This is a genomic window from Halomicrococcus pelagicus (assembly GCF_051917725.1).
In the GTDB taxonomy this organism is placed as follows: Archaea; Halobacteriota; Halobacteria; order Halobacteriales; family Haladaptataceae; genus Halomicrococcus.
In genome coordinates, this window is sequence record NZ_JBQBLX010000009.1 from 38,263 (window position 1) to 51,107 (window position 12,845).

Genomic DNA, 12,845 nt, shown 5'->3' on the forward strand with positions numbered 1-12,845 from the left:
CCCGGGCCGAACCTCAGCACATGATACTCTCGGACGCGGACATCCTTCGTCGCCTCGAGGAGGGCGACCTCGTCGTCGACCCGCTCGACGACCCCGCACTACAGATTCAGCCGGCGAGCGTCGACCTGCGACTCGGCGAGCAGTTCCTCGAGTTCCAGCACGCGAACATCCCCTGCATCCACCCGGACAGCGAGCAGGAGGTCGAGAACTACGTCACGGAGACGACGGTGCCGGAGGGCGAGGAGTTCATCCTGCACCCCGGCGACTTCGTCCTCGGGACGACGAAAGAGCGCGTCGAGATTCCGCCGGACCTGCTCGCACACGTCGAGGGGCGGTCGTCGTTCGGTCGCCTCGCAGTGGTCATCCACGCGACGGCGGGCGTCGTCGACCCGGGGTACTGCGGCCAGATAACGCTCGAACTGTCGAACCTCGGAACCGCGCCGGTGGCGCTGACGCCCGGCACGCGCATCTCACAGCTCATCTTCACGGAGCTGAAGACGCCGTCCGACCGACCCTACGGCAGCGAGCGCGGGTCGAAGTACCAGGACCAGGAGGGGCCACAGGCATCCCGCATCGGCGGCGACGAGGAGTTCGGTGGTGACCAGACGTGAAGTTCGCCGAGGAGGTCGTCGTCGAGGAGTTCCTCCCCACCTTCCGGTCGATGCTCGCCGCCGACCTGCGCGAACGCGGCCTGACCCAGAGCGAGGTGGCGGACGCGCTCGGCGTGAGCCAGAGCGCCGTCTCGAAGTACGCGCACGGCGAGGTGGCACAGAACGACCGCGTCCGCGACGACGAACGCGTCCAGCGCCTCGTCGAGGAGATCGGCGAAGGCCTCGCGACGGGCAGCATGAGTCAGGTGCAGGCGCTCGTCGAGGTCGAGGTCCTCGTCCGGCGACTGGAGGACCACGACCTCATCGCGCAGTTGCACGAGGAGGCGATGCCGGCGCTGGAGGGGTACGGCGGCGACTTCGACGTCCACGACCCCGACGACGAACTTCGGTCGACCGAGCGCGTGCTCACGTCGATGCGCCGGGCCATCCGTATCGTCGAGAACACGAGCGGGTTCGCCGCGCTCATCCCGGCCGTCGGGGCGAACCTCTGTGAGTGCCTGCCGGACGCCGACGGCATCGACGACGTCGCCGGCATCCCGGGGCGCATCTTCGACGTGAAGGGCCGGGCGACCATCCCGGCCGAACCGGAGTTCGGCGCGAGCGAACACGTCGCCTCCGTCCTGCTGGCGGCCCGGGAGCACGGTAGCGACGCCCGCGCGGCGCTGAACCTGCGCTACGACCCGGACCTCATCGAGCGCCTCGAGGAACTCGGCCACGTCACCGCGGAGTTCGACGCCGAGTACGACGACGTCGCGTCGGTCGTCGGCGAGGCACTGTCGGAGACGTCGGACGCGACCGTGCTGTACCACACAGGCGGGTACGGCATCGAGCCCATCACGTACGTCCTCAGCGACAGCGCGGCGGACGCCGCCCGCGTCGCGCGGAAACTGGCGTAGGGCGTCGTCAGTTCCGGAACGCCCGGACGACCTCGTCCGGCGACGACCCCTCGTCGAGTTGCGCCTCGGCCGTCTCGGCCAGCGAGACGAGTTCGGCGACGGCCGCCTTCCGCGTCCGGACCTGCCCGACCGGGCGAGCGGCGGAGTAGCCGTTCTCGACGCCGTGTTCGAACTGCAGGTTCCAGTCCCCGTCGCCGCCGGTCAGCGCAGACCATATCGCGCGCACCGTCATCCGTCCGTCCCGTCGCTCCATGGCGATTTCCCGGCCGCGGTCCGGCGAGCGCTCCCATCCGTCGGGGAAGTCGGCGGTTTCGAGTGCGGACATACGTTCGAAAAGACCGCTTCGGGGCCAGTGTCTCCTGCCTGCATCTTCATCCCCCTTACGAGGCCCCCTGAATTTGCGGCCGAGAGCGAGAGACGACTCGCCTTCGCCCGCCGTCGGTGGTCCCGGGCGTCCTCGACTTCGGACTGGCGTCGGCGACCTCGCACACGTGTCAACTTCCCGACCACGGCGGATTCGTCATGCACAAAGTATATACTTTGTCAGTGTGTCGGTTTACTTACCTCGGGTAGGGGTACACGAGGTATTCTTTCGGTGCCGACGGCGAGCGGCGGCGCTGGCCGGTTCGAGCGACGGACGCCGTCGCGGACCCCGTCGGCCGGGCGAAAAACGTCCCCGGGGGGTCTCAGTCGGCGGCGAGGACGAGGCGGTCGTCGTCGACGCTGGCGACGTCGTCGTCCTGGAGCGCGTACGTGTTCTCGCCGTACTCTCCCGCGTCGAAGCGGGTCTTCATCTCCTCGGCCCTGTCCTCGTCGGCCTCGACGTGCGCGGTACCGTGCTGGACGTCGGCGACCACGCCCACCTCGGTCCCGTCGGCGTCGACGACTCTCTTCCCTTCGTCTTCTTCCGAGAGTGCCACTGTCATCGGGTCGAAGGAGGGTCGCGGCGGGTTTCAGGGCTGTGGCCGACCGGGCGTCTCCGGCGCGGTCGCACCCTCGTCGCGGCCGCGAGCGAACAGGAACGCCGCGAACGCCAGCGGCGACAGGAGCGCGGCGACGAAGCTACCGCCAACCGCCAGTTCGCCCGGCCCCATCGAGGCGCCGCCGCCGCCGTCGGCGGACGCGACGCCGGCCTCCTCGCCGACGAACACGACCCCCGTCATCCCCATCGACTCGTGGGGTGAGCAGACGTACTCCGTCGTTCCCGTCTCCTCGAAGGTGTGTTCGAACGTCGCGCCGGCTTCGCCGAACATCTCGCTCTCGAAGCTCCCGTCCTCGGCGACGACGTTGTGCATCCCCTCGCCGGTCCACTTCCACCGCACGGTGGTTCCGGGGTCGACGCGAACGGCTTCGGGGCCGAACGCGTACGGTCCGCCGTTGCCCTGGACGCCCACCTTCACGGTCACTTCGCTCTTTCCCGTCTCGTCGACGACGTCCGGCGCTGCGTTCGCGGCGGCCGGGGCCGACGCCAGCGCGGCGGCTCCGACCGCCCCGCGGACGAACGTTCTGCGGTCTATTTCGGTCATCGAATCACCCCTCGTAGCCCGCGTACTCCATCAGTTGTCCGAAGATGTCCGAGTTCATCGCTTCCTTGTAGACGATGGCCGACAGCATCCCGCCCGGATAGCTGGCCCCGTTGCGGACGTGGTCGACCTTGTGACAGTGCATCAGGTAGATGCCGGGGTCGGCGTCCGCCTCGAACTCCAGCGTGTACCGCTCGGCGGGCGAGACGCTCACCACGTCCTGGGGGAACTGCATCGCCTCCGGGTAGTCGGCGCCGTCCTTCTCGACGATTTTGAACCGGTGGTTGTGCGTGTGCAGCGGGTGCGACATGAACCCGGCGTTGACGAAGTGGATGCGAACGGTGTCGCCCTTCTCGACGATGAACGGCGTGCCGTCCTCGGGGTGGAGCGTGCGCGGCGCGCTCTTGCCGTTGACGGTGAACACGTCCGGGTTGCGCTTTCGCAGGTCGAAGCTGCTGTTCTTGCCGGCGTACATCCGCGAGAGACTGGAGTCCCACTCTCGTACCGTCGCGAAGTACTCCTTGTCGGCCTCCTCGTACCCCTCCGGGTCGACGCGGAGGATGCCGTACATCCCCATCTCCATGTGCATCGGGGTCTGGTAGTGGCAGTGATAGAGGTGAGTGCCGGGGACGTTCGCCGGGATCGTGTAGGTGTGTTTCTCGCCCGGTTTTACCGTGACGCCGGTCGTCGTCGGGACGCCGTCGTTCTTCCACGTCTTCCGGACGCCGTGGAAGTGCAGCGTGTGCGGGTTGTCCATGCCCGAGTTGTCGAGCGTTATCTTCAGGTCGTTGCCCTCGGTCGTCCGGAGGATGGGTCCCGGGACGCTCGGCTCCCTGTCGTCCGCCTGGAACGCCCACGTCTTCGGCAGGTTGACCGGACCCCCCATCGTGTCGAGGGGGTGTACCTCGTGGCGGGCCGGGACGGCGCTCATCGTCACCTCGTGGTTCTGCTCGTCGAGGTCGACGACTTGTGGGGCGCTCGTCTTCGGCAGTTTCGCCGCAGCGCCCTTGTTCGTCGCCTGCTGGTCGCGCTGTTCCGGCTGGGACGGTGCGGTACAGCCAGCGGCGGCCACGACGCCCGTCGCGCCGGTCGCCTTGACGAAGTCGCGTCGCGAGATACCGGATCCGGGTGCTCCAATTTGAGTCATACACGTACTGCTTGGAATAGAGGAAGTATAAGACGGAACGCCCGTTCTCGCGCATTGAGATGCGTTCTCAGTTGCTGGGAACGGCTCGAACATGTTCGTAGAACGACGTTCTCCGGAGGTTCACGAGAAGTACTGCAGCAGGTCGTCGCGCTTCTGGTCGTGCAGGTGTGTCTTCACCGCCTCCTGGAGCGTGTCGATATTGCCACGTTTCGCGCTGATCGGCGCGACGGTGTCTCGCCACTGCTTCCACGGCGGATACAGTCCGAGGCGGTCACAGAGGTCGTTCAGGCGCTCGTCGCGGTCGTCGACCTTGTCCATCTTGTTCACCGCGACGACGGTCGGAACGCCCACGTCCCGGAGGAAATGGAACATTTCCACGTCGTGGGGGACCTCGTCGCCGCCGGAGTGGCGGTCGATGATGTCGACGACGCTCTTGCCGTCGACGACCAGCACGCCCACGAGGATATTGTCGGCGTGTTTCTCGATGTACTGTACCACGTCGGTCTTGATCTGCTCGCGGCGCTCCTCGGAGACGCCGGACATGAACCCGAAGCCGGGCAGGTCGGTGAGCACGAAGTCGTCACCGGCCCAGTCGTAGAAGTTCGGCGACCGGGTGACCCCCGGCTTGCCGCCCGTCTCGAACTGGTGGCCGGTCAACTCGCGCATCAGCGTCGACTTGCCGACGTTCGAACGACCGACGAACACGACCTCCGCATCGCGGTCCGGACGACCCTCGAACATATCCGCCCTTTCGCCTCTCGGGGCTTAACCTCCGCGGTTGCACGAACGCTCCCGCAAGCAGGTGGACCAGACCCCCACGGCCGAGCGAACGTCGCCTCTCGCACTCGATGCGATGCCAGCGGTTATTTCGTCCTGCGCGCTCGAAGCGAAGACTGTGCGTCACGTAGAGGTCACGATTCCGGCCGGTGAGCGGGAGACGGTAGTCGAGACGCTGGAGAAGATGGAGATCGACTACTACCTGACGGACGCGACCAGCGGACCGGCAGGCGACCGCAAACACACGGCCGTTGCAACGTTCCCACTGCCACAGGGTGCGGTTCAGCCGGTGATCGACGAACTGCACAGTTCGGGCCTGAGCGAGGACGCCCACGTGGTCATCATCGACGCCGAGGTCGACACCTCGCGGCGCTTCCAGGAACTCACCGAACGGTTCGAGACCGACAGCAGCATCACCCGCATCGCCCGGGAGGAGATACTCATCCGGGCGCGCGAGCTGTCGCCCCGCTTCTGGACGTTCATCACCATGACGATAATCAGCTCCGTCGTCGCCGCGGCGGGGCTGTTGCTCGACTCGCCGGCGGTGGTCGTCGGGTCGATGGTGATCGCGCCGCTGGTCGGTCCCGCGCTCTCGACCGGCGTCGGGACCGTCCTCGACGAGGACGACCTGTTCCGTCGCGGGGTGAAACTCCAGGCCATCGGCGGGGTCGTCTCCATCCTCAGCGCGACCGTGTTCGCGTTCGCCGTCAGGAGACTGTACCTCTTCCCGCCGAACACGGACATCGCGACCATCGGCCAGATAAGCGGGCGGTTGACCCCCGACTTCCTCTCGCTCATCGTCGCGCTCGGGGCGGGCGTAGCGGGCGTCTTCAGCCTCGCGACCGGCGTCTCGGTCGCGCTGGTGGGCGTCATGATCGCGGCGGCGCTCATCCCGCCCGCCGCCGCGGTCGGCATCGGCATCGCGTGGCTGAACCCGTCCGTCGCTCTCAGTTCCGGCGTTCTCGTGCTGGTCAACGTCCTCTCGATAAATCTCGCCGCCATCCTCACGCTCCGGTACATGGGCTACCAGCCCAAGAGCTGGTTCAAGATGGAGCGCTCCCGGCGGGAGATGGTCAAGCGCATCGGCGTACTGGTCCTCGCCATCTCCCTCCTCTCGGTGTTCCTCGGCGCCGTGACCTACTCGACGTACCAGGACGCCCAGTTCGAGCACAACGCGGACGATACAGTCGGCGACACGCTCGGCGAGGCGCCCTACGAGGACGTCCAGAAGATCGGGATCGAGGTGAACTACCGCCAGGGGTCGATGTTCGGCAACGGGATGTTGCCCACGAGCACGCTGTTCCACGAACCCGACCGGGTGATCGTCACCGTCGGCGTACCGTCCGACGGCCGCTACCCGCGCCTCGCGGATCGGATCGAACGGAACATCGAACGGAGGACCGACGCGGACGTGACCGTCGAACTCCGCTACATCGAGACCGACCGGGCGAGCTAACCGCGTCGGGCCCACCACGACCCGACGGGGGGTCGACCTCGGCAGCGTGGGGACGGGCGAGCGGAGGATTGAACCACCTACCCTGTGACGTTCCGGGCATGGAGACGGTACGCACCCTCCTCGTTGACGCCTTCACCGACGAACCGCTCGCCGGCAACGCAGCGGGCGTGGTCCCGGACGCAGACGACCTGACCGGGGCGCAGATGCAGGCGGTCGCCCGCGAACTGTCGGTCAGCGAGACCGCGTTCTTCGTCGAGAGCGACGACGCCGACCGCCGGGTCCGGTACTTCACGCCGACGACGGAAGTGGACCTCTGCGGTCACGCGACCATCGCGTCGCACGTCCGCCTGCTCGAAGACGGCGAAATCGAACCGGGAACCCACTCGCTGGAGACGAACGTCGGCGTGCTCGACGTCGACGTGGCCGAGGACGGCACCGTCTGGATGACACAGGACGACCCCACTGTCGAGCGCGTGGACGTCGACTACGACAGCGTCGGCGACGCGCTCGGCATCGACCCCGCGGCGCTACGCGACGTCGGCGCGGACCTGCCGCTGGCCGTCGCCTCGACTGGCCTCCCCTTCCTCGTCGTCCCCGTGAACTTCCTCGAACACCTCGGGAACGCCGACCCCGACATGGCTGCGGTCGAGGCGCTCTGCGAATCGGTGGACGCGGTCGGCGTCTACGCGTTCAGCTTCGACGCCCTGGACGGAGACTCGACGCTCCACGGCCGGATGTTCGCGCCCCTCGCCGGCGTCCCCGAGGACCCCGTGACCGGCACCGCCAGCGGCGCGACCGGTGCGTACCTGCGGCGATTCGACGCCTTCGACGAGCCCGAGGCACAGGCCGCCCCGGACGACGCGACCGGTGACAGCGGGAGCGTTCCGGAGGAGATGCGCTTCGAGCAGGGACACTTCGTGGACCGTCCGGGTCACGTCCGCGTGCGCGTCGGCGACGACGTTCGGGTCGGCGGCCGAGCGGTCACCGCGCTGGAGGGGAGCCTGGTCGTCCCCGAAGCGGACGACGGCGACGACATCCTGGAAGCCTGACCGCGGACGCGTCGGCGGCGTCGACGGCCGGGCGTCCGGGTCGCTACCGAATGCGGCGGTACTCGTACTGGTCGCGGACGTTCTCGTGGAAGTACGACCCGTGGGAGCGCGCGCTCAGCAGGTCCCGGTAGACGTCGTCGGGCACGTCGAAGTACCGGTAGACGCCGCCGCTCCGGAACGCTATCTCCAGGACCTCCTCCTCCGGTTCGTAGCCGACGCTGGCCAGGTTGGACGAGGCGACGGGCGTCCTGGTCCGGGCGACGTACTCCAGATTCCCGTAGGGAACGTACCCCACCGTGGCCCCCTCGTGGTCGCGGAGGACGACGCCGTGCTGTCCCTCCTCGAAATCGTGGCATTCGACCTGTTCGCCGCCGGAAACGTTGGCTTTCATCGGCGGTTCCACGACGGCGACCGGCGTCAAACCATCGGCTTACCGGCCGGCGGGAGGCGGGTTGAGAAAATACTCGGTTGCGAGTTAATTTGACCGTCGTGACTGGTCGGAAGGTTCTTTATCTATCTTCGTGTGTCCACTCGTACGCACATGGTTGTACTCTGGCTGGACGAGATCAGCGCAGACGACCTCGAACTGGTGGGCGGCAAGGGCGCGTCGCTCGGTGAACTCACCGGGGCCGACCTGCCGGTGCCGCCGGGGTTCGTCGTCACCGCCGGAACTTACCGCGAGTTCATCGAGGAGACCGGCATCGAGGACGAGTTGTTCGAGGCCGTCTCCGTGGACACCGAGGACTCCGCCGCGCTTGCGGAGGCCGAGGAGCGCGCCGAGGAGCTCATCCTCGGGACGGACATCCCCGAGGACATGCGGGCGGGCATCCTGGAGGCGTACGATAACCTGGACGACGGCGAGGCGTTCGTCGCCGTGCGCTCGTCTGCGACCGCCGAGGACCTGCCTGACGCATCCTTCGCCGGCCAGCAGGAGACGTTCCTGAACATCACCGGGGAGGACCTCATCGACCGCGTCAAGCGCTGCTGGGCGTCGCTTTTCACCCAGCGCGCCATCTACTATCGCGAGGAGAAGGACTTCGCGCACGACAAGGTCGACATCGCTGTCGTGGTCCAGCGCATGGTCGACGCCGAGAAGAGCGGCGTCATGTTCACCAGCCACCCGTCGACGGGCGACGACAAGATAATCATCGAGGCGGCGTGGGGGCTCGGCGAGGCGGTCGTCTCCGGCTCCGTCTCCCCGGACAACTACGTCGTCGACCGCGCCTCCGGCGCGACGGAGGAGGTCACCATCGCCGACAAGAAGGTGATGCACGTGAAAGACTCCGAGACCGGCGAGACGGTCGAGCGCGAGGTGTCCGACGACAGGCGCGAGGAGCGCGTGCTCTCGAAGGACGACATCGACCGACTCGTCGAACTCGGCGAGGAGGTCGAGGACCACTACGGCACCCCCCAGGACGTGGAGTGGGCCATCGTCGACGGAACCGTCTACATGCTCCAGTCGCGACCCATCACCACCATCGACGAGGGCGACATCGGCTCCGACGCGGCCGAGAGCGCCACCGAGGGCGTCGCCGACGGCAGCGGCGCGGTCGAAGCCGCGGGCGGTGGCGGTGGAAGCGGCGGTCAGCTCGTGAACGGTCTCGGCGCGAGTCCCGGCATCGCCAGCGGCCCGGTCCGCATCGTCGACAAGCTCGACCAGCTCGACAAGGTCGGCGACGGCGACATCATCGTCACCGAGATGACGACGCCGGACATGGTGCCCGCGATGAAGCGCGCGGACGGCATCATCACCGACGAGGGCGGCATGACCAGCCACGCCGCCATCGTCTCCAGGGAACTCGGCGTTCCGGCGGTCGTCGGCTCCACGGACGCGACCGACAAGCTGGAAGACGACATGACCATCACGCTCGACGGCGACAAGGGCACCGTCACCGAGGGCCAGCCAGAGACCGAACAGGAGCGCGAACCCATCGAGGACGCCCGCCCGAAGACGCCCGTCAAACCGATGACGGCGACCGAGGTGAAGGTCAACGTCTCCATCCCGGAGGCCGCGGAGCGCGCGGCCGCCACGGGTGCCGACGGCGTCGGCCTGCTCCGGATGGAGCACATGATCCTCTCGACCAACAAGACGCCCGCGAAGTACCTCGAGGACCACGGCGAGGACGCCTACGTGAACGAGATAATCGAGGGCGTCCGGGGCGTCGCCGAGGAGTTCTACCCCCGACCGGTGCGGGTTCGCACCCTCGACGCGCCGACCGACGAGTTCCAGCAACTGGAGGGCGGCGAGAACGAGCCGACCGAACACAACCCGATGCTGGGCTGGCGGGGCATCCGGCGCAGCCTCGACAAGCCCGAGGTGTTCAAGCACGAACTCGAGGCGTTCCGGGAGCTGTACGACATGGGCTACGACAACGTCGAGATAATGTTCCCGCTCGTCAACGACGCCGAGGACGTCCACCAGGCCCGCCGGCTGATGACCGAGACGGGCGTCGACCCCGAAAAGCGCACGTGGGGCGTGATGATAGAGACGCCAGCGAGCGCGCTCCAGATAGAGGAGATGGCCCAGGCTGGCATCGACTTCGCCAGCTTCGGTACGAACGACCTCACGCAGTACACGCTCGCGGTCGACCGGAACAACGAGAACGTCGCCGGTCGGTTCGACGAACTCCACCCCGCCGTGCTCGAACTCATCGGGCAGACCATCGAGTGCTGTCGTGAACACGACATCGACACCAGCATCTGCGGCCAGGCCGGGTCGAAGCCCGAGATGGTCCAGTTCCTCGTCAACGAAGGGGTCTCGTCCATCTCGGCGAACATCGACGCGGTCCGCGACGTCCAGCACGAGGTCAAGCGCGTCGAGCAGAAGCTGATGCTCGACTCGGTGCGCTGACCGCGCCGTCGGCGGGACACGCCGTCACGACGCGACCCGGCCGTCACGGCTCGTCGTACGTGCCACGTCCGGTCACGCGACCTTTATTATCCGTGAGTCGATACGTGTGCTCGTAGACATGAGTACGCGACCGCTTGCCGCCCTCCTCCTCGCCACCAGCCTGCTCGTCGCAGGGTGCGTCGGCGGACCCACAGGCGGAACGACGACTGCACCGACCACCGACACGACCGACGCGGCCGACGCGACCGAAACGACCACCGCGACCACGCTCGACCCGGCGAACGCCGACCTCCCGCCGGGCGTCGACGAGTCGGGCGTCGAGAACGCCAGCGCGCTCGTGGCAGCCCACGAGGACGCCCTCGCCGGGACGGGCTACGAGTTCGAGTACCGACTGCAGCGACGGTACGACGACGAGACCACCACCGTGCGTCAGCACGGCGCGGCCACCGCCGGCCTGTCGTCGTTCGTCGCGAAGGCGACCGTCGACGGCGAGGCACCGATCACGACCAGCGCGACGTGGGCGAACGAGTCCGTCGTGCTCCGCCACTACGAGACGAACGAGGGAGAGCAATACAAGAAGCAAACGCGCACCGACGAACCGCAGCGAGAGACGGAGAGTCTGGTGACGAAGGCGACGGTCCTGCGCTCGCTGCTCGCGTCCGGCGAGTTCTCGGTCGCGACGGTCGAACGCGTCGGCGACCGGACGCTGACGACGTTGCGCGCTGACGAGTACTCCGGCGACGGCCACTTCCAGGACGTCGAGACGTTCGACGCCACGGTCGTCGTCGACGCCTCGGGCCGCGTCCACGAGTTCACCCGGACGGTCGAAACCGACGACGGCCACCGCCGGTCGGAGTTCGAGATAACGTCGCTCGGCCCGACGACCGTCGAGCGTCCCGACTGGGCCGGCCAGGCTGCCGCGTCGGTGAACGCCGACCTCGAGGTGACGACGAGCCACGAGGACTTCATCGTCGTCTTCCACCGCGGCGGCGACGTACTCCCCGCCGGGTCGACGATTCGCGTCGAACACGACGGCGAGACGCGCACGTTCGAACTCTCGTCGGCGCTGAAGCCGGGCGACGACCGCTACGTTCACTACCCGGCCGACGGCGGCGACCCCGTCATCAGCGACGAGCGACCGACCGACGTCGACGCCGAACGCGTCGAGGGGTCTTACTCCGTGACGGTGACCGACCCGGACGGCAACGTCGTCCTCTCGCTCGGCTTCGGCGTCGGCCACGGCGAGTCCAGCGAGGGCGGGTCGTCCTCGGACGACCCCACGACCGAGACGGCGACCGCTTCCGCCGACGGCTGACCGACCGCGGGACGACGACCGCATCGTCCGGTGACGACCGGCGACGCGACCGCCGGGCGCGGCGAGAGTCGCCGCGAGAGCCGAGAACAGCAGCGACGAGAAGACCGAGAACGGAACCGCTAAACCGCGGGAACGTCTTCTCCCCGACATGAGCAAGCAGGGGACCGCGCCGCCGGAACCGCAGGATTTCGAGCGCGTCCTCTCCTCGATGTGTACGGTACCGCACCCGGCCGCTCGCGAGGCCGCGGAGCGCTTTCTCGCCACCAACCCCGGCGACCCGACGACGTACCAGACCGTCGCGGAACTGGAGCGTGAGGCGGTCGCGACGCTCGGCGAGATGACCGGCCTCCCGGACCCGGAGGGGTACGTCGCCAGCGGGGGCACCGAGGCGAACCTCCAGGCGGTCCGGGCGGCGCGGAACCTCGCCGCGAGCGACGACCCGAACGTCGTCGCACCCGAGAGCGTCCACTTCAGCTTCCAGAAGGCCGCCGACGTGCTCGACGTGGAACTGCGCCTCGCCCCCACCGACGACCGGCGGGCCGACCCCGCGGCGATGGCGGACCTGGCGGACGAGGACACCGCGCTCGTCGTCGCCGTCGCCGGGACCACGGAGTACGGGCGCGTCGACCCCGTTCCGGCGCTCGCCGAGGTGGCCGAGGACGCCGACGCGCTCCTGCACGTCGACGCCGCGTGGGGCGGGTTCGTCCTCCCCTTCACCGACCGCGACTGGCACTTCGGCCACGCCGCCGTCGACACGATGACGGTCGACCCGCACAAGATGGGCCGGGCGGCCATCCCGGCCGGTGGCTTCCTCGCTCGCGACGAGCGGGTGCTCGACGCGCTCGCGGTCGACACGCCGTATCTCGAATCCACCTCGCAGGCCACGCTGACGGGCACGCGGAGCGGTGCGGGCGTCGCCAGCGCGCAGGCGGCGATGGCGGAACTGTGGCCGGCGGGCTACCGCGAGACGTACGAGCGCGCCCAGACCAACGCCGAGTGGGTCGCCGACGCGCTCGAAACCCGAGGCTACGAGGTCGTCGACCCCGTGCTGCCGCTCGTCGCGGTCGACGTTCCCCGGGCGACCGTGGCGGCGCTCCGGGACCGCGGCTGGCGCGTCTCGCCGACGAGCGCTGGGGAACTCCGGGTGGTCTGCATGCCCCACGTCACCCGCGAGATGCTGTCGGCGTTCGTGGACGACCTGGACTCGGTGTAGATTCCGG

General features: G+C 68.3%; 13 protein-coding genes. 7 read left to right on the forward strand and 6 right to left on the reverse strand.

What is annotated here, in order from left to right; genetic code table 11:
• The first annotated feature begins 20 nt into the window (after positions 1-20).
• Entirely contained in the window at positions 21-611 is a 591-nt protein-coding gene (gene dcd / locus ACTF4R_RS20250; protein ID WP_440010299.1) for a dCTP deaminase, read from the forward strand.
• The gene (locus ACTF4R_RS20255) at positions 608-1,507 is read left to right on the forward strand and encodes a thiamine-phosphate synthase family protein (RefSeq protein ID WP_440010300.1); all 900 of its coding nucleotides are present in this window, start codon (positions 608-610) and stop codon (positions 1,505-1,507) included. Before dcd ends, ACTF4R_RS20255 begins: the two co-directional genes overlap by 4 nt.
• A 7-nt stretch (positions 1,508-1,514) precedes the next feature.
• Here the strand turns inward: ACTF4R_RS20255 and ACTF4R_RS20260 are convergent, their stop codons facing one another.
• The 5 genes from ACTF4R_RS20260 to engB all read right to left on the reverse strand — a co-directional run bounded on the left by ACTF4R_RS20260 (position 1,515) and on the right by engB (position 4,918).
• Positions 1,515-1,832 carry a hypothetical protein gene (locus ACTF4R_RS20260; protein WP_433625834.1) on the reverse strand — a complete coding sequence of 106 codons (318 nt, stop codon included), beginning with the start codon at positions 1,830-1,832 and terminating at the stop codon, positions 1,515-1,517.
• A 361-nt stretch (positions 1,833-2,193) separates the two neighbouring features.
• Positions 2,194-2,433, reverse strand: coding sequence for a PRC-barrel domain containing protein (locus tag ACTF4R_RS20265; protein WP_440010303.1), 240 nt, complete (start codon positions 2,431-2,433; stop codon positions 2,194-2,196).
• Positions 2,434-2,460: 27 nt separating this feature from the next.
• Positions 2,461-3,033, reverse strand: a complete 573-nt coding sequence (locus tag ACTF4R_RS20270; RefSeq protein WP_440010305.1) for a halocyanin domain-containing protein — start codon at positions 3,031-3,033, stop codon at positions 2,461-2,463.
• Between the two features lie 4 nt (positions 3,034-3,037).
• The gene (locus tag ACTF4R_RS20275; RefSeq protein WP_440010308.1) at positions 3,038-4,177 is read right to left on the reverse strand and encodes a multicopper oxidase domain-containing protein; all 1,140 of its coding nucleotides are present in this window, start codon (positions 4,175-4,177) and stop codon (positions 3,038-3,040) included.
• Between the two features lie 120 nt (positions 4,178-4,297).
• Entirely contained in the window at positions 4,298-4,918 is a 621-nt protein-coding gene (gene engB / locus ACTF4R_RS20280) for a GTP-binding protein EngB (protein ID WP_440010310.1), read from the reverse strand.
• Positions 4,919-5,072: 154 nt separating this feature from the next.
• On the opposite strand from engB, the gene ACTF4R_RS20285 reads away from it, so the two are divergent.
• Together ACTF4R_RS20285 and ACTF4R_RS20290 are read left to right on the forward strand one after the other, a co-directional pair.
• Positions 5,073-6,410: a TIGR00341 family protein gene (locus ACTF4R_RS20285; protein ID WP_440010312.1), complete on the forward strand. Its 1,338-nt coding sequence runs from the start codon at positions 5,073-5,075 to the stop codon at positions 6,408-6,410.
• A 98-nt stretch (positions 6,411-6,508) separates the two neighbouring features.
• Positions 6,509-7,459 (forward strand): PhzF family phenazine biosynthesis protein, encoded by a 951-nt coding sequence (locus tag ACTF4R_RS20290; RefSeq protein WP_440010314.1) that lies wholly within the window; start codon positions 6,509-6,511, stop codon positions 7,457-7,459.
• Between the two features lie 43 nt (positions 7,460-7,502).
• Here ACTF4R_RS20290 and ACTF4R_RS20295 read toward each other — a convergent pair whose 3' ends face one another.
• Positions 7,503-7,850 (reverse strand): KTSC domain-containing protein, encoded by a 348-nt coding sequence (locus tag ACTF4R_RS20295; RefSeq protein ID WP_433625853.1) that lies wholly within the window; start codon positions 7,848-7,850, stop codon positions 7,503-7,505.
• A gap of 150 nt (positions 7,851-8,000) precedes the next feature.
• Between ACTF4R_RS20295 and ppsA the strand changes: the two genes are divergently transcribed.
• The 3 genes from ppsA to mfnA all read left to right on the forward strand — a co-directional run bounded on the left by ppsA (position 8,001) and on the right by mfnA (position 12,838).
• Positions 8,001-10,310 carry a pyruvate, water dikinase gene (gene ppsA, locus ACTF4R_RS20300; RefSeq protein ID WP_440010317.1) on the forward strand — a complete coding sequence of 770 codons (2,310 nt, stop codon included), beginning with the start codon at positions 8,001-8,003 and terminating at the stop codon, positions 10,308-10,310.
• A gap of 118 nt (positions 10,311-10,428) precedes the next feature.
• The gene (locus ACTF4R_RS20305; protein WP_440010319.1) at positions 10,429-11,625 is read left to right on the forward strand and encodes a DUF7537 family lipoprotein; all 1,197 of its coding nucleotides are present in this window, start codon (positions 10,429-10,431) and stop codon (positions 11,623-11,625) included.
• 148 nt (positions 11,626-11,773) lie between these two features.
• Positions 11,774-12,838, forward strand: a complete 1,065-nt coding sequence (gene mfnA, locus ACTF4R_RS20310) for a tyrosine decarboxylase MfnA (protein WP_440010321.1) — start codon at positions 11,774-11,776, stop codon at positions 12,836-12,838.
• The last annotated feature ends 7 nt before the right edge of the window (positions 12,839-12,845 follow it).

What these genes read in the sequence shown, in the direction of transcription:
- dcd (WP_440010299.1), top strand. Translation starts at nt 21, where the DNA reads ATGATACTCTCGGACGCGGACATCCTTCGTCGCCTCGAGGAGGGCGAC.
- ACTF4R_RS20260 (WP_433625834.1), bottom strand. Translation starts at nt 1,832, where the DNA reads ATGTCCGCACTCGAAACCGCCGACTTCCCCGACGGATGGGAGCGCTCG.
- ACTF4R_RS20265 (WP_440010303.1), bottom strand. Translation starts at nt 2,433, where the DNA reads ATGACAGTGGCACTCTCGGAAGAAGACGAAGGGAAGAGAGTCGTCGAC.
- ACTF4R_RS20270 (WP_440010305.1), bottom strand. Translation starts at nt 3,033, where the DNA reads ATGACCGAAATAGACCGCAGAACGTTCGTCCGCGGGGCGGTCGGAGCC.
- ACTF4R_RS20275 (WP_440010308.1), bottom strand. Translation starts at nt 4,177, where the DNA reads ATGACTCAAATTGGAGCACCCGGATCCGGTATCTCGCGACGCGACTTC.
- engB (WP_440010310.1), bottom strand. Translation starts at nt 4,918, where the DNA reads ATGTTCGAGGGTCGTCCGGACCGCGATGCGGAGGTCGTGTTCGTCGGT.
- ACTF4R_RS20290 (WP_440010314.1), top strand. Translation starts at nt 6,509, where the DNA reads ATGGAGACGGTACGCACCCTCCTCGTTGACGCCTTCACCGACGAACCG.
- ACTF4R_RS20295 (WP_433625853.1), bottom strand. Translation starts at nt 7,850, where the DNA reads ATGAAAGCCAACGTTTCCGGCGGCGAACAGGTCGAATGCCACGATTTC.
- ppsA (WP_440010317.1), top strand. Translation starts at nt 8,001, where the DNA reads ATGGTTGTACTCTGGCTGGACGAGATCAGCGCAGACGACCTCGAACTG.
- ACTF4R_RS20305 (WP_440010319.1), top strand. Translation starts at nt 10,429, where the DNA reads ATGAGTACGCGACCGCTTGCCGCCCTCCTCCTCGCCACCAGCCTGCTC.
- mfnA (WP_440010321.1), top strand. Translation starts at nt 11,774, where the DNA reads ATGAGCAAGCAGGGGACCGCGCCGCCGGAACCGCAGGATTTCGAGCGC.